13 protein-coding genes and 5 pseudogenes are annotated in these 18,053 nt (G+C 63.3%); 8 read left to right on the top strand and 10 right to left on the bottom strand.

The window, feature by feature from the left end; translation table 11 throughout:
* Positions 1-42: 42 nt before the first annotated feature.
* The 6 genes from V1273_RS14305 to V1273_RS14330 all read right to left on the bottom strand — a co-directional run bounded on the left by V1273_RS14305 (position 43) and on the right by V1273_RS14330 (position 6,462).
* The gene (locus V1273_RS14305) at positions 43-978 is read right to left on the bottom strand and encodes a lipid A biosynthesis lauroyl acyltransferase (RefSeq protein WP_334368250.1); all 936 of its coding nucleotides are present in this window, start codon (positions 976-978) and stop codon (positions 43-45) included.
* 19 nt (positions 979-997) lie between these two features.
* Entirely contained in the window at positions 998-2,275 is a 1,278-nt protein-coding gene (locus V1273_RS14310; RefSeq protein ID WP_334368251.1) for a beta-ketoacyl-ACP synthase, read from the bottom strand.
* A gap of 88 nt (positions 2,276-2,363) precedes the next feature.
* The gene (locus V1273_RS14315) at positions 2,364-3,563 is read right to left on the bottom strand and encodes a beta-ketoacyl-ACP synthase (RefSeq protein WP_334368252.1); all 1,200 of its coding nucleotides are present in this window, start codon (positions 3,561-3,563) and stop codon (positions 2,364-2,366) included.
* Positions 3,556-4,029 (bottom strand): 3-hydroxyacyl-ACP dehydratase FabZ family protein, encoded by a 474-nt coding sequence (locus V1273_RS14320; RefSeq protein WP_334368253.1) that lies wholly within the window; start codon positions 4,027-4,029, stop codon positions 3,556-3,558. The genes V1273_RS14315 and V1273_RS14320 overlap by 8 nt, the downstream gene beginning before the upstream one ends.
* A gap of 9 nt (positions 4,030-4,038) precedes the next feature.
* On the bottom strand, positions 4,039-4,332 hold the full coding sequence (locus V1273_RS14325; RefSeq protein WP_028346689.1) for an acyl carrier protein: 294 nt from the start codon (positions 4,330-4,332) through the stop codon (positions 4,039-4,041).
* Between the two features lie 204 nt (positions 4,333-4,536).
* Positions 4,537-6,462: an FAD-binding monooxygenase gene (locus tag V1273_RS14330; RefSeq protein WP_334410015.1), complete on the bottom strand. Its 1,926-nt coding sequence runs from the start codon at positions 6,460-6,462 to the stop codon at positions 4,537-4,539.
* 195 nt (positions 6,463-6,657) lie between these two features.
* Here V1273_RS14330 and V1273_RS14335 point away from each other — a divergent pair, with 195 nt between their 5' ends.
* The 3 genes and pseudogenes from V1273_RS14335 to V1273_RS14345 all read left to right on the top strand — a co-directional run.
* Complete coding sequence (locus V1273_RS14335) at positions 6,658-7,125, top strand: MarR family winged helix-turn-helix transcriptional regulator (protein ID WP_334368255.1); 468 nt, start codon at positions 6,658-6,660, stop codon at positions 7,123-7,125.
* Between the two features lie 236 nt (positions 7,126-7,361).
* Positions 7,362-7,457 (top strand): annotated as a pseudogene (locus tag V1273_RS34030) (glyoxalase superfamily protein); the annotation flags it as partial.
* A 63-nt stretch (positions 7,458-7,520) separates the two neighbouring features.
* Positions 7,521-7,664 (top strand): annotated as a pseudogene (locus V1273_RS14345) (ClpX C4-type zinc finger protein); the annotation flags it as partial.
* 438 nt (positions 7,665-8,102) lie between these two features.
* Here the strand turns inward: V1273_RS14345 and V1273_RS14350 are convergent.
* Positions 8,103-8,570 carry a MerR family transcriptional regulator gene (locus V1273_RS14350; protein WP_334368256.1) on the bottom strand — a complete coding sequence of 156 codons (468 nt, stop codon included), beginning with the start codon at positions 8,568-8,570 and terminating at the stop codon, positions 8,103-8,105.
* A gap of 103 nt (positions 8,571-8,673) precedes the next feature.
* Between V1273_RS14350 and V1273_RS14355 the strand changes: the two genes are divergently transcribed.
* The 3 genes and pseudogenes from V1273_RS14355 to V1273_RS14365 all read left to right on the top strand — a co-directional run bounded on the left by V1273_RS14355 (position 8,674) and on the right by V1273_RS14365 (position 11,003).
* Entirely contained in the window at positions 8,674-9,390 is a 717-nt protein-coding gene (locus V1273_RS14355) for a hypothetical protein (protein WP_334368257.1), read from the top strand.
* A 60-nt stretch (positions 9,391-9,450) separates the two neighbouring features.
* Positions 9,451-9,832, top strand: a pseudogene (locus tag V1273_RS14360) (YnfA family protein).
* 193 nt (positions 9,833-10,025) lie between these two features.
* Positions 10,026-11,003, top strand: coding sequence for an IS110 family transposase (locus tag V1273_RS14365; protein WP_334408422.1), 978 nt, complete (start codon positions 10,026-10,028; stop codon positions 11,001-11,003).
* Positions 11,004-11,389: 386 nt separating this feature from the next.
* On the opposite strand, the gene V1273_RS14370 is transcribed toward V1273_RS14365, so the two are convergent.
* The 3 genes and pseudogenes from V1273_RS14370 to V1273_RS14380 form a co-directional block, all read right to left on the bottom strand.
* Positions 11,390-11,725, bottom strand: coding sequence for a hypothetical protein (locus V1273_RS14370; RefSeq protein WP_334368259.1), 336 nt, complete (start codon positions 11,723-11,725; stop codon positions 11,390-11,392).
* A gap of 129 nt (positions 11,726-11,854) precedes the next feature.
* Positions 11,855-12,423, bottom strand: a pseudogene (locus tag V1273_RS14375) (peroxidase-related enzyme).
* 111 nt (positions 12,424-12,534) lie between these two features.
* Complete coding sequence (locus tag V1273_RS14380) at positions 12,535-14,298, bottom strand: ATP-binding protein (RefSeq protein ID WP_334410017.1); 1,764 nt, start codon at positions 14,296-14,298, stop codon at positions 12,535-12,537.
* A gap of 539 nt (positions 14,299-14,837) precedes the next feature.
* Here V1273_RS14380 and V1273_RS14385 point away from each other — a divergent pair.
* Both V1273_RS14385 and V1273_RS14390 read left to right on the top strand, forming a co-directional pair.
* A pseudogene (locus V1273_RS14385) lies at positions 14,838-16,658 on the top strand (putative bifunctional diguanylate cyclase/phosphodiesterase); the annotation flags it as partial.
* 113 nt (positions 16,659-16,771) lie between these two features.
* Positions 16,772-18,031 (top strand): MFS transporter, encoded by a 1,260-nt coding sequence (locus V1273_RS14390; protein ID WP_334382654.1) that lies wholly within the window; start codon positions 16,772-16,774, stop codon positions 18,029-18,031.
* Positions 18,032-18,053 lie beyond the last annotated feature (22 nt).

Here is an 18,053-nt window from a genome sequence, read left to right on the forward strand (position 1 = left end):
CTTCGCTCCGCTCGCAATGACGAGGAGAGACGGTTGCGGATTCTACCGCCACCGTCTGTGCAGCCACAGCCACTGGTCCGGATATTCCCGCACCCAGCCTTCGACCACGGATGTCACCGCCTGCATCGTGCCCTGGATGTCGATTTGCCCGGAGGCGTCGCGCACCGGTTTGACCTCTTCGGATAGTTCGGCGCGGAAGCGGTGGTTGGGCAGGCGGATGATGCGCACGCCGTGCACTGGGCATTCGACCTGCCGCAACAGCCGCGCCAGCGTCGGGTTGGCCTTGGTCTTGCGGCCGAAGAACGTCACCTCGACGCCGTTGCCCAGGTACTGATCGACCAGCATCGCGACGTGCTGGCCCCGCTGCAGGGCCTCCGCCAGCTTGAGCGGCGCTTCGCGGCCGGCCGGCACCAGCGTGCCCATCTTGACGGCGCGGATCCGTTCGATGGCGCGGTCGGCGGCCTCGATGTTCGGCCGGCGGAACAGGATGGCGCAATCGAGCCCGTGGGCGACGGCGCCGAGCGCCGGGATTTCCCAATTGCCGAGATGGCTCGCGAAGATGATCGCAGGCCTCCCGTCGTCGCGCAAAGAATCGAAGATTTCCTTGGTCCGCGGGGGGAACTCGATGCGGCTCGGCTTCTCCGGATGGTCGAGGTCGTAATCCCAGATGTGATCGAGATGGGCGAACTCGGCGCCGATGCGACCGAGATTGTCCCAGACGCCGGCCAGGATGGTTTCGATCTGTTCGGCCGATTTCTCCGGGAAGGCGGCCTTGAGATTCTCGCGGCCGATGCGGTCCTCGCGCAGCCTGCGCCCGATGAAGCGGGTGACGCGGCCGAAGAAATCGGCGGTCTTGTCCGGATCGAAATAGCGGGTGGTCCGCAACAGCGCGATCGTCAGCGCGCCGACGGCTATTTCCGCCATGGGCTTGGCGGCGTCGCGCAGGCGCGCCTTGGTGCGTAGGAGCAGGCGTTTCATTTAAGAAATAGCCAGCTCGCTACACCGGTTCGCGCGTCAGGATCAGCGAGGCGTTTTGCCCGCCGAAACCGAACGAGTTCGACATCACGGCGGTGACCTTGGCGTCGCGCGCCTTGTTGCCGACCACGTCGAACAGGATGGCCGGATCCGGAATCTCGTAATTGATGGTCGGCGGAATCCGCTGATGCTCCAGCGTCAGCAGCGAGAACACGGCTTCCACCGCGCCGGCCGCGGAAATCGTATGCCCGACCATCGACTTGTTCGAGGACACCGGAATCTTCGGCAGATGATCGCCGAACACGACCGCGGTCGTGTTGTACTCCATCTTGTCGTTTTCCGGTGTCGCGGTGCCGTGCGCGTTGATGTGGTCGATCTGCTCCGGCTCGAGGCCGGCATCGGCCAGTGTCTTGCGCATGCAGCCGATGATCGGCTTGCCGTCCGGGCTGGAGCGGGTGCGGTGGAACGAGTCGGTCAGCTCGCCGCAGCCGGCCACCACGCCGAGAATTTTGACGCCGCGCGCGATTGCGGACTCGTAGCTCTCCAGCACCATCGCGCCGGCGCCTTCCGCCATCACAAAACCGTCGCGGTTCTTGGAAAACGGCCTGGAGGCGGCCTGCGGCGGATCGTTTTGCGTCGATAGCGCCGACAACAGCGAGAATCGCACCATCGCTTCCGGGTTCACCGAGCCGTCGGTGCCGACGCACAGCGCGGCATCGGCTTCGCCGCGGCGGATCGCCTCGACGCCGAGCTGGATCGCGGTGGCGCCGGAGGCGCAGGCGGTGGAGAGCGAGATCGGCGATCCCTTGGTGCCGAACGTTTCGGCCAGGTGACTCGCTATCGAACCGAACATGAAGCGGCGATGGTAGGCTGTGAACCGGCCGCCGCCGCTGACGCGCAGCATATCCTCGTAGCCGAATTCGGTCCTGCCGACCGCGCGTCCGAGCTCGAGCCGCTGCGGCCATTCGACTTCGACCGGCGCAACTGCCAGAAACAGCGGTCCGGGAAAGTCGGCCTTGGCGCCGATCGCCGCCTGTTCGAGCGCTTCCCCGGTCGCCATCTCGGCGAGACGTTCGCTGAGGCCGGTCGACGAGAACGGATCGACGGTGACGAAATCGACGGTGCCGGCCATGGTCGTTTTCAAGCCGTCGATCGGAAAGCGCGTCACGGTGCGGATGCCGGATTCACCCGCGGTCAACTTTGCCCAATTGTCCTGCTTGCCGGCGCCGAGCGACGTCACTACGCCCATGCCGGTGACGACGACGATCGGCCTGCCGAGTTTATCGCGTGGTGCTGACATGGTTCCCCCGATGTTGCGCCGTAACTGAAAGTGCGCTCGCGCTCACTGCTTGCTCTGGCGGTGCCGAAAGTGGTCTTTCGGCCACGCTCTACTTGATGGCCTCGACCAGGGCCATGCCTTCGCCCTGCCAATGACCGGCCCCCACCACGACAATCTGGTCCGGGCTGCCTGCCTTTTCAACCTCGAGGCCTGTCGGGTCGTTGGGCGGGAATAGCGCGCCACGGGAGATCGAGAGTGCGGCCAGCGCCAGCCCCAGCGGAAACTGCGTCTCCAGCGTGTGACCGAAGATCGTGCCGGTGGCGCGCACCGCAAAGCCGGGATGCTGGCGCAAAAAGGCCTTCTCGTCCGACGTCACCGGCTCGACGCCGGTTGCGCCCGTGATCAGGGTGCCGCTGTCGCCGACGCCGAGCTTCGGCCACAGCGCCTCCAGCGATTTGGTCACCGTGCCCGGCTGCTTGCGCTGCGCAAGGTCGGCAACGACCTTGGTCAGTTTGGCGTAAGGCTTGGCGCCGCGGGCTTCGGCGTGCTCGCGGGCTTCCAGCACCAGGAAACAGCCGGCGGAGCCGAGCGCGAACCCGCCTCTCTCCTCGCGTTGCCACACCGGCGAAAACTTTTCGGTCAGGTTGAAGTCGCCGAATTCATAGAGCACCAAAAGATCGGACCGTTCGCCATTATGGGCCGCGCCGACCAGCGCGATGTCGCTTTGGCCGGCTTCGATCCGCGCCAGCGCAATCCGTGCTGCGTCGATGCTGGCGGCTTCCTCGCCCATGAAGGTGCGCGACGTGCCGCAGACGCCATGGACGATGGCGATGTTGCCGGCGAGCAGGTTGGAGAGCTGGGCCAGGAACAGCGTCGGCCGCAGATCGTTCATCAGCCGTTCGTTGAGGAAACCCGGGCTCGAATTGCCCCTGGCGTCGGCGTTCAGGATTGCCGCGTCGACCGCGATGTCGCGCTCGCCACCGCCGGCGGCGACGATCATGTCCATCCGTCCGAGGATTTCCTTGTTGCCTTTGACGCCCGCTGAATCCAGCGCCAGCCCGGCGGCATAGGTGCCGATGCGCTGCCACGCTTCCATCTGGCGCTGGTCGCCCTTTTTCGGGATCTGCGCGTCGAAGGTAACAGGCGCCAGCGGATGCACGATGTAGGGCGCGAACCGCTTGTCGTCGATGTTGATCCTGCCGGCGTTGAGCGCATCCCAATGCGCGTCCAGCCCCTCGCCGAGCGAGGAGACGATGCCGATGCCGGTGATCCAGACTTCCTTGGCGCCTGCGGATTTTGGCTCAGTCATGCGTGATTGCCTGCAGTGGGAAGCCGATCTTGTTGGCCATCGCGTCCATGTGCACGCGCAAGGCCGGGTCGGGGAAGGGGGCAAGGCCGAAAGTTATTTCAGCGCTGCACTTCAACTCCTTGCCGACGCGGCCCTTGGCCTTGGTGACGGCAAAGCCGGAACCTTCGTGCTCGAGCTTCGCCTCGATCGTCAGCAACGAGCCGGGACTGACGAACCCGCGCATCTTGGCTTCCTTCACGATGGCCAGGAACGGCATGCGCTCGAATTTCAGGACGCCGAGTATCAGCCAGCCGGAGCTCTGCGCCATCGCTTCGGTCAAGAGCACGCCGGGCATGGTCGGAAAGCCCGGAAAGTGTCCCTCGAAGATGGTGTGCGCGGCCGGCACCTGCGCCTCGACCGTGATCCTCTTCTCGTCGAGGTTCAGGTCGACGACGCGGTCGATGAGCTGGAAGTAATCAAGGTCCATGGCGGGCGATTAGGCGCCCGGGGCTGCATTCTTGGCGGCGACCAGCTCGTCGATGCGATCGGCGAGATTTTGCAGCACGAAATACTGCTCGGTCGTGGCCTTGCCGTCGTTGACCTCCTGGGTCCATTTTTCGAGCGGCATCTTGATCCCGAACGCCTTGTCGATGGCAAAGGCGATGTCGAGGAAGTCCAGGCTGTCGATGCCCAGATCGTCGATGGCGTGGCTCTCCGGCTTGATCGTGTCGCGCGGGATGTCGCAGGTCTCCGCGATAATGTTGGCGATCTGATCGAATGTGGAAGACATCATTAAGCCTTTGATATACTGGAGAAAATCCGGAACGGCTTGGAGGAGGCGGGTGCACGGCCCCGGAAGGCCCATTCCCTCGGCCGGAGTCGAGTGCCCGTATATCGGAGCGGGGCGCTGAGTTCAATGGAGGGCGGCGAGGGGATCGCCGACCGATTCATGGGCAGGGACGGCCGGCTTTGGTTCCGTTACCCCATCTACGGTTCAACCGGCCCTTAGCATGAACGCATCGAAATACGCCGCAAGCGCCGCTTGGCCATCGAGCGGGAGTACATGCGCGACGTACTGGTCCGGCCGCACCACGACCATGCAGCCATTATCCCGGTCGATATCACGCATCGTGAAGATGTCGTGGCCGGCCTTGAGATCGGGGCAGAACATTTTTTCATAGTCGACGAGCCCGTAGCGTCCTTTGCGCGGCAGAAGGAGCGGGGGCATCGTCGCGATAGCGAGCTCGGTGTGCGCCTGCTGGAATATGGCGCGGACGTCGATCACGGAATCGATATCGGCGCCCGCGGGCGTGTATCTCCTGACCGGAGATTTGGGGCTCTCGCTCAGGAAATCGCACAGCGAGCGGAGAGGGGCGTTGGTGGCGGCGGGATCACCGGCGCCGGCAAAGATGAAAATCCGGAAGCGGCCGTCTGCCTTGGCGACGTGACCAAGGTGAACCGGCTTGGCGTCCGAAAGGCGGACGACAGGGGCGGAGTGAAAGCGGGTGCCGATCACAAAACCCTTGGCGAGATGCTGATGGTTTGGTTCGGCGGTGATGATGGACGGACGGTAGTGGGTCGCCGTTCCAGCGGTATAGCGGCCGTGCCGGACGAAATAGTCCTGGGTTTTCGCCGGATCCGCGCCCTTGTTGTCGCCCTTGGCGGACGCGAGGATCGTGGCCCATTCGCGGTCGAAGTCGATCAGCTCCTTCGCGACCGCCTGTCGCTCCGCCGAATAGCTGTGCAAGAGATGCGGCGCGCTGCGCTGGCGCAGAACGGAGGCGAGCTTCCATCCGAGATTGAAGGCGTCCTGCATCGAGACGTTCATGCCCTGGCCGGCTTTCGGGCTATGGGTGTGGCAGGCATCGCCGGCGATGAACACGCGGGGCAGGCGCGAGCCGACCTCGTCTTCCGGCACGTCATCGAATTTGTCGGTCAGGCGCTGGCCGATTTCGTAGACCGACCACCACGCGATCTCTTTCACGTCGAGCGTATGGGGATTGAGAATCCGCCGCGCCTTCGCGATCAGATCGTCCGGCGTGATGTTGCGGCTGGCGACCCGCTCGCCGGCGTCGAGATTGGCGAGTTCGACATAGAGCCGGACGAGATAGCCGCCTTCGCGCGGGATCACGATGATGCTGCCGTCACGGGCTGATTGGATGAGCACCTTAAAGCGGATGTCGGGAAAGTCGGTGACGGCAAGGACGTCCATCACGCCCCAGGCATGATTGGCGGAATCGCCGCGCAACTCGCGCCCGATCGATTTTCGCACCATGCTGCGCGCGCCGTCGCAGCCGACGAGATAACGGGCTTTGATGGTTTCGACCTCGCCCTCGTGCCCGGCATCGAGCCGTTCGAGGCGCACGGTCACCGCGTGGTCTTCAAATTGCGCCGACGGCGCGATCTGAAGGTCGAGCAGCCGCCGCGAATAATACGGTTCGAGCTTCGCGGGCGATTTGCGCATGACATCGAGATAGCAATCATGCACGCGCGCCTGGTTCAGGATGAGGTGCGGCATCTCCGACAGCCCGTCCTCGACGTCCTGAACCCGGCCGCTGCGGACGATGTTTTCGGGCTTGCGATCGTCCGGCTTCCAGAACGTCGTTTCGGTGATCCAGCACGCTTCCTTCAGCACGCGCTCGCCGAAACCGAAGGCGTGAAACATTTCCATGGTGCGGCAGGCGACGCCGTCGGCCTGGCCGCGCAAGAGCCGGCTCGGTTTCTGCTCGACGATGCAGGTCTTGATGTCGGCAAACGCTGAAAGCTGCGCCGCCAGCGTCAAACCCGCCGGTCCGCAGCCGACGATCAGGACATCCACTTCCGCCGGAACCGGTCCAGATGTGCCGGACGGCAAAATCCGCTCGACGGGGTCGGCGATTTCGGGGTCGCCCGGCTCGAATCCATTCAGGTGAAACTGCATCAGACCTGCTCCTCCCGTCCTTGGCCGACCGGAGTTGATTTTGACCGATTGGATTACCCTTCATCTATGGCGTCGGTCACTTGACTGCCGGCAGATTCCGCGAGCAAAGCGCACGGACGATATTGATCAGCATGCTGATTATCAGTATGCTTGTCAACTCCAAAACCCGCCTTTGAGTTTACCTTGGAGAATTTGGTGAGAGACAACAATGAGATGCCCGGCCATCTGGCACGCCGCTTCCAGCAGATCGCGGTGGCCGTGTTCCTGGCCGAGGTCGAGGAGGCGGGCTTCGACCTTACGCCAGTTCAGTACGCTGCGTTGGCAGCCATCAGGATGAACCCGGGGATCGATCAGGTGACGTTGGCTGGCCTGATCGCCTATGACCGAACCACCATCACCGGCGTGGTCGACCGCCTGGTGCAGAAGGGCTTGCTGGTGCGTCACCCCAGTAGCCGCGACCGCCGCGCCCGCGAGCTGAAGATTACGGAAGCCGGAAAGCGAACGCTGCGCGCCATCACGCCGGCCGTCGAAGCCGCCCAGCGCCTCATGCTGCGCGGTCTCACTGAAAAGGAGGGCGCCGAGTTGATGCGGCTGTTGCGAAAAGCAATCGCCGCCGGCAACGAGCTGAGTCGCGCGCCGTTGCGGGCGGCGGAGTTGCGGTGAGAAAGTGCGGGCCGATGAAGGACGACAAGGCGCGTTCATCGTCGGGTTGACAATGACCGCGGCCGCGCCAACTATAATGACCGGTTGATACACCTGCCGCCTGCGCCCTCTGGGATGGTGAACGTATCTGATATCTCGGCCCTCGCTATTGGCGAACGGGTCGGCAAGGCAGGCACCGATCTCCTCCGTTCGCCGATACGGGTGCTCTCATGCGCGATTTCCGCGATGCGAAGGCCATGGCGCGTTCCCTGCGCGATGCCTTAAGTGCCAAGGCCGTGCAAACCACGCACAGCGAGTCCTTGGAGCTGATCGCGAAAGCGTTCGGCTACGACAATTGGAATATCCTGTCGGCCAAGATCGAGGAGACCCGGCCGCGCGCCGTCTCGGCGGGCGGCCTGCCGAATCCGGCTTCACAAGACAAACCCCTCTATTGCTCGTTCTGCGGCAAGAGCCAGCACGAGGTGGAAAAGCTGGTCGCCGGGCCCTTCGTGTTCATCTGCGACGAATGCATCGACCTCTGTTCTGACATCGTTGACGAGAGCCTGCTTCGGTTGATCGAAGGGGACGAGGAGGGCGCCCGCGCCATGTCCACCGACAGGCTGCAGCACTACGTCGTACACGCCGGCAATGGAGTGCAGCGCAATCGGCTCGCATTGCAGCGTATCGAGCGCGTGCTCGCGCATCGCGCGAACGCGTCGGGAGATAGTGATGACGTGTCGCTGTCGCCCAGCTTCGCCCAGTTGAAGAACAAGACGCCGGACGAACTGCGGTCTATGCAGGAATATTCGCAAGCTCAACTGAAGCGGTACGAGCAGGCGCTGCGAACAGCGACGGTCATCGTCAACGAGCGGACCCGGCAAACGCCCTCGTAGCGAGCGTAGCCCGGACGGAGCAAAGCGAAATCCGCGGTTGGTTCATTCCGCATATCGCTTCGTTCATCCGGGCTACTGGCTTGCTGACACTTCCTGCATTGCGCTCTACGAACACGCGCTGGTCTTCGAGCGCCGGCCTCCTGAAGTGTTGCGCGTTTGCGTGCGCCCCTTCGACAAATCATCGAGGATCACGCATTCGGGTCCCGCGCCGCCTGCGCAGGATGCATCGCAGTTGGCCACGAAAGCCGCGATGCTGCGCTCCAATGCCTTCAGTTCCGTAAGCTTCGCACGCACGGCGACCAGATGCTCCTGTGCAAGGTCGCGCGCATGGACGCAGGAGCTGGCAGGATCTTGCACCAGTGCCACAAGCGAACGCACCTGATCGATGGAGAACCCGAACTCGCGACAGCGCCGGATGAACGTCAGGCTCTTCACATCGGCGGCGCTGTAGACGCGCTGGTTGCCCGCCTGACGACCCGCTGAACGAAGCAGGCCGATTTCCTCGTAATACCGGATCGTCGGTGCATTCGTGCCAGTCTGCCTAGCGAGGGCGCCGATCTTGAGATCGCCCATCTATCTGATTTTCCGTCGCTTCTTGCTGCTTGAACCTCAAGTTACTTGAGGATGTAGGGTCCCGGCAAGCTCTGATCTGACCACCCGCACAAGGAGATTGCCGATGACGATGGTTGAAGCCCGGCCCATAGCCTGCACGCTTGCGTCCGGCGAGTTTGAAGACCGGCTTGCCTGGATTGCCGCCTTGAACAAGGACGCGCTCCGAAAATACGAGCGTCGCGATCTTGTACTGGAATTGAGCTATGCGCTCGATGCGCGCGAGCGCGTGCATGAGATGGTCCGCAATGAGCGGGCCTGCTGCGCATTCCTTGCCTTTGAGCTTTGCGAGACGGGAAGCGAAATCCGCCTCACGGTCACAGCGCCCGAAATGGACCGCGAGGCCGCAGACACTTTGTTTAAGCAGTTTGTGGCAAGCGCGCCCGCGCCATCGTCATGCGCGTGCGCCACTTCGGCATCCAGCGTGAAGGATGCCAAGGAGCCGCCGGGTTCGAAAGCCGCAGGCGTCACCGCGGTGACGCTTTCGACTGGCGCGGTTGCTTGTGGCGTATGTTGCGTCTTGCCGTTTGCGCTCCCGGCAGCGGTTCTCGCCAGTGCCGGACCTTTGCTGGCGTGGTTTGTCGGCATGCATGTGTGGGTCACCGTCCTTGCCATCCTCTCGGTCGTCGGCGCATGGGGCTGGATCGCGTGGCAGACGCGGCGCGCGGCTCGCAAGCCCGCCACATCAACGCTCGTCATGATGGGGACCGCGACAGCGTTATTGGCAGTCGCAGTGCTATGGCCACTACTTGAAAAGCCGCTTATTCGAATGCTGCGGGTCTGACTCCGCGACGATCTGATCCGCTGCCTTGAGCAGCAGCGGATGCCGTGAGAAGTTCGGCCTATGAAGAGTACTATCGTTTATGTTGGTGCCGCAGTCGCGGAAATCGCTGGGCTGCTTTGCCTTCTGGGGCTGGTTGCGCCTCGGCAAGCCCATCTGGTGGCTGCTTCCAGGCGTATTCTCCCTCATTGTATTTGCCTATCTGTTGACGCTGGTCCAAACGGAGGCGGCGGGACGCGCCTACGCCGCCTATGGCGGTATCTATATTGCCGCGTCCCTTGTCTGGCTCTGGACGGTCGAGAGCGTGCGTCCGAACGGCAATCGCGCCCACGGTGCGAACGATTTGCAAAAGCTCGGGCGCATCGTGTCGCGAGAACGCTACACACACATTCGCTGTCATCGCCCGGCTCGACCGGGCGACCCAGTATCCCAGAGACAGCGATGATTGAATCGATAGGCCGCAGCGTACTGGATTGCATGATGGCGTCGCCATCCTGTTGGATGGGGCGCCGGCGGCCCCTCGAGTACTGGTCAGGTCCTGCAAGACCGTGGGAATCTTAGGACCGCCGGCGTTACGGTCTGACACGCGCACGGTAGAGAGGGCCTGAGCCCGCATTGCAATCCGGCGTGCCGACCAGATGCATATTCTGTCGGAGAACAGCCACATGGACAAGATGGTGATCGGGGTGGACGTTGCCAAGGAGTGGATCGACATTGCGATCGCGGGTGACAGTCGGGTCAAGCGGATCGCGAACAGTGAGCGAGCGATTGACGCTTGGTTTATGCAGATCGGGGCCGGCTCGATCGGCCTGGTCGCGTTCGAGCCGACGGGCGGCTATGAGCGGCTTCTGCGACGGTGTCTCCGCCGCGCGAAGGTCGCCTTCAAGCAGGTGCACCCGAACGAAGTCGTCGCCTATCGCAGGCGGCGTGGCATCAAGGCCAAGACGGACCGCATCGACGCCAAATTGTTGGCCGACTTTGCCGCCGAGGAGCTCGCTCGCCGCGACATCGAGTCGGTTCCAGAGGCCGATGAGGTCTTACGTGAACTCGCATCGCGGCGCCGGCAGTTACAGGCTCTGCTGCATGCCGAGACCTGCCGCTGCGACGTGGCAGACAGCGCCATTGTGCGCAAGAGCCTGCGGGCGGTCATTGCCGCCCTTGAGCGTTCACTCGCTACGGTCGACAAGGCCATCGCCGAACGCATCGCAAGCTCCGCGCATGCCGAGACCAGCCGGCGGCTGCAAACCTTCTGCGGTGTCGGCCCCGCCATCGCGGAAACATTGATCGCGGACCTGCCGGAACTCGGACATCTGTCAGGCAAGAAAATCGCGGCCCTTTGCGGCCTTGCCCCGCACACGCGCGACAGCGGCAAGCAGCACGGGCATGCGTCCATTGGTCATGGCCGCTCCAGCGTGCGCAAAGTGCTCTTCAACGGCGCCCGCAGCGCGATCCAGCACAATCCGGTCATGAAGGCCTTCTACCGACATCTGGTCGATGACAATCATCGCCTGGGCAAGGTCGCGCTCACCGCCGTCATGCGCAAAATGCTGGTGACGCTCAACGCCATGATCCGTGACCGATCAGATTGGAGACACGCAGCCAGGCCTGCGGCATGAGCCTTCGATCATGGCAAGCCAACGCGGCAGCGAGCGCAGCCGGTCAAGGCCGGCATCGCCGCCGCGCAGCGGTCGCCTTGACCGGCGAGCACGATGCCGCACTCTCGCCCATGATCGACCTCTTGACGAACATCACGGTAGATCCCCCGCATGCGCGGGGGATGACGATGGTGTTTTGCGTCACTATCTCCATCTCCGCGTCATTGCGAGCGCAGCGAAGCAATCCATCTATCCCCGAGCCGAAATGTGGATTGCTTCGCTGCGCTCGCAATGACGTGGGTAGGCCGCGGCGTACTGGATACCCCGCCGGAGCCTGTCATCGGGCTCGCCAAGGGCGAGACCCGGTGGCGGGGTATGACGGCCTCTTGAACATTTGAAACAGGAGCTTACCCCTGCGGCGCCACCGAAATCCTTGCGCAGTCGCGGCGGCCCATCAGGACGCAATCCTGGGTCTTGCGGAGATCGGCGATGCTCACCGCAAGCCAGATGCCGATCGCGGTCAGGGCCACGGTGAAGGCGAGTGCTGCGATGTTGGCGAGCATGCGGTGACGGAAGTCGTCGCCCTCGTCGCGCGACCGTTCGTACGCGGTTTGCGGCCCCTTGACTTGACTGGCGGCCTGGCCAGGTTCTTCCCGCCCGCCAGGCGGGTGGGCCGAGGTACGCGGCCGGAACTTGAGCACGACGTGCTCATCGTCCGTGATGATGGGCCGCTGGGTTTTCACTGCGTTCGTCCGACGACAAATCCCGCTACCATTTTAGCACGGCGGCAGCGCGTCCAACATGAAATCTTGCCGACCGCAGGACAGCCATCCATCTCCGCAACGTCTGATGGAACCGTAACGACGCGGGGCTCATTCCTGTTTCGGCAACCGCCCCATCATATAGAACTCGTCGTTCGGGCGCATCGCGGTGACGTTGGCCAGCCGGTTCGACAGCGCGAAGAAGTGTCCCAGATGTCGTCCTCGGAAAAGCCGTGGCCGGCGACTTCGGCAAAATCGGCCTCGGAGACTTCATTGGCCGCCCGGCTCACCTTCATGGCGAAGTCGAGCATGGCGCGCTGCCGCGGCGTGATGTCGGCCTTGCGGTAGTTGACCGCGATCTGGTCGGCGATCACGGGGTTTTTCGCCCGGACGCGCAGGATCGCGCCGTGGGCAATCACGCAGTAATGGCACTGGTTGGCCGCCGACGTCGCCACCACGATCATCTCGCGCTCGGCCTTGGTCAGCCCGCTGTCCTTCTCCATCAACGCGTCGTGATAGGCAAAGAAGGCGCGAAACTCGTCAGGCCGGTAGGCCAGCGTCAGGAACACGTTCGGCACGAAGCCGGACTTCTCTTGCACCGCGAGAATTCGCGTGCGGATATCCTCCGGCAGCTTGTCGATGGCGGGCGGCTGAAATCGTTTGGCGGCGGGCTTGAACATGAAAGGGTTCCGGCTGATGGCCGCGGGATGCGGCGTTGCCGGAACCATATAGCGTTTTCGGGGGAAGTGGACACCGCCCCGCGCGGAGCAATCGCGCAAAACTGGAATGCCTCAGCGCAGCGGCTTTTTCAGCAGCGAGAAGCGGTCGGGATCGAGCCCCATCGAGGGCTGCAGCATCGGCGCTTCGACCGGCGTCATGACGCGGGCGGCAGGACGATCGTTGATCGAGGGATCGTTCGGCACGTCGCGGTGCGAGGTTGCGCCGCGCCAGCGATCCAGCACGGCCGAGACGAAATGCATGTCCTGGCCGGCGGAAACCGACGGCACGGTGGCGATCGTGGCTTCGCTGCGCGGCAACTGATGGACCGGAACCTCCTTGAAGCGCAGCCGCGTCGGCAGTGCCACGCCTTCGCCGAAGGCCAGGACTTCGCGGGTGCCGAGCGAGGGCACGAACGACAACAGGTTGGCGGCGGCGTCCGAGACCGCCGAGCGCAGCAGCGCCTGGTCGCGGTCGTTGGCAAGGCGCATCGCAAACAGCGTGTTGCACTGGGAAATGATGGTGGCGTCGAGTTCGGCCGGGCGCTGGGTGACGAGGCCGAGATAGACGCCGTATTTGCGCCCCTCCTTGGCGATGCGCGACACCGCCTTGCGTGTCGGCCCGAAGCCGATGTTGCGGTCGGCCGAGGCGTAGCGATGCGCCTCTTCGCAGACGAACAGCAGCGGCGAGACGCCGTCGCTCCACAGGCCGAAATCGAACGCCATGCGGCACAGCACCGACACCACGGAATCCACGACTTCGGCGGGGAAGCCGGCGAGCTGCATGATGGTCATCGGCCGGCCATTGGCAGGCAGCCGAAACAGATGGCTGATGACTTCCGCCATCGTGTCGCCGCCGACATTGGCGTTGTCGAACATGAAGGCGTAGCGCGGATCGTTGCGCACGGTCTCGATGCGCGAAATCAGCTTGTGATAGATGATGCGCGAGGAGCGGTTCTCCAGCTTGCCCATCCGCTCGTCGATCAGCGAGATCAGGTCGACAAGGCGATACGGCACTGGCGTATCGACGGTGTAGCCGACCGACTTGGAATCCATGCGCTTGAGCCCGAGCCGGTCGGAGTTCTGATACTGGGTATAGATGCCCTTCGCCATCGGAATGACTTCGGCGAGGACGTCGAGCTCTTCCGGCACGCCCGGGCGGCCGCCGAACAGCACGTCGACGATCTCTTCAAAATTGAACAGCCAGAACGGCAGTTTCAAATTGCGCGGGTTCATTACGACCGCGCGGTCGCCGAAGCAGCGGCCATATTCGTTGTGCACGTCGAGCAGGAAAACCCTCAGGTTCGGCCGCGCCTTCAGAATCTCGTTGAGCAGCAGCGACACGCTGGTCGATTTACCGACGCCGGTGGAGCCGAGGACCGCGAAGTGCTTGGAGAGCATCTCCTCGACGTCGACATAGGCGATCACCGAGCGGTCCTGCTGCAGGGTGCCGACATTGATCTGGTCCGACCCGCTCGGCGCATAGACGGTGCGAAGGTCCTGGGCGGTGACGAGGTCGACGGCGTCGCCGATCGTCGGATAATTGGTGACGCCGCGTTGGAATTTCGGGCGGTCGCCGCCGAAAATTTCGCCGAGCAGGTCGACCGATGCGGTCGCGATGTATTCATCAGAACTTGGCTGATTCTCGCACGACACCTCGGTAATCATGGCGATGATGGTGGTGGATGTCGCACAGCGAATACTGATGAAGCGGCCGACGGTGGCGCGCACTTCGGAAAGGGGCATCTGGCCTGTCGCCAGAAGTCCGACCCGGGCGAGGGAGCCGCGCACGGAAATCACACGTCCGAAGGATGTCACGGTGTTGAACCTGGATCTCATGAATTGGGGTCTGGCGTGCATTATGGGCGGCCCCGACTAGCGAAACGGTTAAACCGGCGTGGTTCCGTATCAGCTAAATCAGCGGCATCTCGGTCAGGATCCGTATTTGCAGCGGAGTCCGATCTCACGCTTCGATTGCGAGTTAGGCTTGGAAAATCAGGGTTTTCTCGCATTTGCTGGGTCGCGCGAGCTCTGCCGCAAATTAATCTCCCGTTTACCATTTCGAAGGAGAGGACCAGCCAAGGGTCACCTCTCGATAACCTGCTAGTGGCGATGGTGATTGGAGCCAGCCCGTGTATCGACGTAACCGATTGCTAACCGCAAGTTGTAACGCGCCTTCCATTTGTCCTTCGTACCAATATCGCTGGGCGGGAAAACTGGATTCCGGCTTGCGTCTGCATGACCGATCGCCAACCGCCCGCGGATTGGCGATTTCGCGCGGAGAAGCATCTCGGGTGAGCATCGAAAGCGACCAGAAATTGCCTGGCGATCCCGCCGATAAGGCCGGGCTATTTACGCTGCTTGCTGTCTGCGCCGTCGTCCTGCTCGCGGCGGCCATACTCGCGCAATTTGCTATCTCGACATGGAGCCTTCGCGAACGCGTCCTGCTGGCGCTCGTCGCCGCTCTGGCCGCAGTCGCCGGACACTTGCTGCGGCGCGACCGATTGACTGATCGGCGGCTGGCGGCCGAGCGGCGCCAGCTCTCGATCGCCGTGAACAACATCCCGCAAGGTCTTGTTCTGTATGATGCATCCGCGCGGATCATCATTTGCAACCAGCCCTATCTCGACATGTTCGGATTGTCGCCCGACGTGGCGAAGCCCGGCTGCACCATGCAGCGGCTGATCGCCCACCGGAAGGAAACCGGATCCTTCGATGGCGACGTCGATGCATTCTGCAACGCGATCATTCAGAAGGTGTCGCTCGGCAAGGCCACGCGCCAACTTACGGAAGCGCCGGGCGGCCGGGCGATCGAGATCATCAACCGGCCGCTGAAGGGCGGCGGGTGGGTGGCTACGATCGAAGACATCACCGAGCGCAAGCGCGCGGAAGAGAAGATCGCGCATCTGGCGCACTACGATGGTCTGACAGACCTGCCGAACCGGATCCTGTTCCGCGAGCGGCTGGAACGTTCGCTCACAGCGATCCGGCCGGGCGAGCAATTGGCGGTGCTCTATATCGACATCGACGAATTCAAGAGCGTCAACGACGCGCTCGGCCATCCGATCGGCGATGAATTGCTCAAAGGCGTCGCCGATCGCCTACGCGGTTGCTTGAGGGAAACCGACGTGGCGGCCCGGCTCGGCGGCGATGAGTTTGCCGTCATTCAAATGCCCATCAAGGATCGCTCGGAAACCACTCGGCTCGTTGATGCAATCCATTCGGCGATCAGGCAGCCCTTTGAATGTATGGGGCACCTGATCACCACCGATGCCAGCATCGGAATAGCGTTTGCTCCCAGCGACGGGGTGGACCTCGACCAGTTGTTGAGGAATGCGGACCTTGCGCTCTACGGCGCCAAGGGCGACGGACGGCGAACCTACCGCTTCTTCGAGATCGGCATGGATCAGCGCGCCAAAACGCGGCGAAGCCTGGAGCTCGAGCTGCGCCAGGCGATCAGCGACGGCAGCCTCGAGACCTATTACCAGCCGGTGGTCAATATCGAGGACGGCAAGATCTCATCCTGCGAGGCGCTGTTGCGGTGGCGGCACCCCGAACGCGGTATGATCTCGCCGGCGGAATTCATCCCGATCGCGGAAGACAGCGGCCTGATTAATCAGCTCGGCCTGTGGGTGCTCAATGCCGCCTGCGCCGAGGCCGCTACCTGGCCCGACCATGTCCGCGTCGCGGTCAACGTCTCGCCGGTGCAGTTCAGGAGCCAATCGCTGGCGCTGAACGTGGCCGCGGCGTTGGCCGCCTGCGGCCTTCCCGCGAGCAGGCTGGAGCTCGAAATCACCGAGGCCGTCCTCATTCGCGACGACGAGGCGGCGCTCGACATGCTGCATCAGTTGCGCAAGCTGGGTGTCCGAATCGCGCTGGACGACTTCGGCACCGGCTACTCCTCGCTCAGCTACCTCCAGCGTTTCCCGTTCGACAAGATCAAGATCGATCGTTCGTTCATCAGGGACATCGCAGGCCCCGGCGCATCCTCGTCCATCGTCCAGGCGGTGGTGAATATCGCAGCCGCCAGCGACATGACGACAACGGCGGAGGGTGTCGAAACCGAACAGCAGAGGAACTTGCTGTACATCCTCGGCTGCACCGAGATGCAGGGCTATCTGTTCAGCCCCGCGATATCGGCCGCCGAGGTGAGGCGGCTGTTGCTCTCGCACCGCGCCAGGGCCATGTCGGCTGCCTAAGACGTCGTCTGCTTGAAACGCGGCTGCTTGAAACGAGGGGCCCGGCTTGCTATCCAGTTCTTCATAACAAGAAACAGGGCAGGGTGGACCGCGATGAATCGCGACAACGCATCTTGAGCGAGCCTGCGCGATCTTCCGCGCTCGCACCATTCCGCGTCAGGAACTATCGCTTTCAATGGCCGGCTGATCTGCTCACCTCGTGGGCGTTCGAGATGGAGACGCTCATTCTCGGCTGGTACGTGCTGGTCGAGACCGGATCGGTTCTGCTGCTTACCCTGTTCGCCTCGCTCGGCTATGTCGGTACGCTGGTAGCGCCGATGTTCGGCGTCGTCGGCGACCGCATCGGTCACCGCGATCTGCTGGCGATGATGCGCGCGACCTACGCGATGCTGGCCGCCGTGCTGATGACGCTGGCGCTGTCCGGCCATCTCGCGCCGATATTTGTTTTTGCCATCGCGGCCGTGATGGGCATTGTTCGTCCGTCGGATCTCGGCGTTCGCGGCGCTTTGGTTGCGACCATCATGCCGCATGGCCAGTTGATTGGGGCAATCAGCATCTCGCGCACCACGATGGATACCGCGCGCATTGCCGGCGCGCTGAGCGGCGCCGGCTTGTTTGCCTCGCTCGGCATGGGTCCGGCCTACGTGGCGATCGTCTGCCTTTACATTACCGCGACCGCGCTGACGCTGTGCATCGTGGCGCCGGCAAAGCCGCAACTCGCGGGCGAGGCGGCCAGCGAGGCGTTGCAGCGCTCGCCGCTGCGCGATCTCAAGGAAGGGGTCGCCTATGTCTGGACCACGCCGCGGATGCAGGCTGCGCTCTGGGTGGCATTTCTGGCCAACCTCACGGCCTATCCGCTCTCCAACGGCCTGCTGCCCTATATCGCCAAGGCGATCTACGGCACCAACCAGACCGGGCTTGGCTATCTGTCGGCGAGTTTTGCGATCGGCTCGCTGGCCGGTTCGATCGTATTGAGCCTGATCCGCGATATCCGGGTGGCGCGGCTGATGATCGGCGCGACCGTCGTCTGGTACGTGACCTTGCTGGTATTTGCGCAGATGCAGACCGTGCCGACCGCGATCGTGTGCCTGGTGGTGGCGGGCTTTTCGCAAAGCCTCGCCATGATCTCGATCGCCGTCATCCTGATGCGGACCGCGAGCGAGAATTTCCGCGGCCGGGTGATGGGCGTGCGCATGATGGTGATCTACGGCCTGCCGATCGGTCTGTTGGCCGCCGGCAGCCTGATCGACGAGATCGGATTTGCGGCGACCGGCACCGTCTACGCGGCGGCCGGTCTCGCGCTGATGCTGGCGATCGTGCTGCACTGGCGCGCCGATCTCTGGCACGTGCATGCGCCGGCGAATGCGCGATGATCTGACCGCGCAAGCCGGCTCG

Origin of the sequence: Bradyrhizobium sp. AZCC 1721 (assembly GCF_036924715.1) — a bacterium.
Taxonomy (GTDB): Bacteria; Pseudomonadota; Alphaproteobacteria; order Rhizobiales; family Xanthobacteraceae; genus Bradyrhizobium.

What these genes read in the sequence shown, in the direction of transcription:
- V1273_RS14305 (WP_334368250.1), bottom strand. Translation starts at nt 978, where the DNA reads ATGAAACGCCTGCTCCTACGCACCAAGGCGCGCCTGCGCGACGCCGCC.
- V1273_RS14310 (WP_334368251.1), bottom strand. Translation starts at nt 2,275, where the DNA reads ATGTCAGCACCACGCGATAAACTCGGCAGGCCGATCGTCGTCGTCACC.
- V1273_RS14315 (WP_334368252.1), bottom strand. Translation starts at nt 3,563, where the DNA reads ATGACTGAGCCAAAATCCGCAGGCGCCAAGGAAGTCTGGATCACCGGC.
- V1273_RS14320 (WP_334368253.1), bottom strand. Translation starts at nt 4,029, where the DNA reads ATGGACCTTGATTACTTCCAGCTCATCGACCGCGTCGTCGACCTGAAC.
- V1273_RS14325 (WP_028346689.1), bottom strand. Translation starts at nt 4,332, where the DNA reads ATGTCTTCCACATTCGATCAGATCGCCAACATTATCGCGGAGACCTGC.
- V1273_RS14330 (WP_334410015.1), bottom strand. Translation starts at nt 6,462, where the DNA reads ATGCAGTTTCACCTGAATGGATTCGAGCCGGGCGACCCCGAAATCGCC.
- V1273_RS14350 (WP_334368256.1), bottom strand. Translation starts at nt 8,570, where the DNA reads ATGGGCGATCTCAAGATCGGCGCCCTCGCTAGGCAGACTGGCACGAAT.
- V1273_RS14355 (WP_334368257.1), top strand. Translation starts at nt 8,674, where the DNA reads ATGACGATGGTTGAAGCCCGGCCCATAGCCTGCACGCTTGCGTCCGGC.
- V1273_RS14365 (WP_334408422.1), top strand. Translation starts at nt 10,026, where the DNA reads ATGCATATTCTGTCGGAGAACAGCCACATGGACAAGATGGTGATCGGG.
- V1273_RS14380 (WP_334410017.1), bottom strand. Translation starts at nt 14,298, where the DNA reads ATGAGATCCAGGTTCAACACCGTGACATCCTTCGGACGTGTGATTTCC.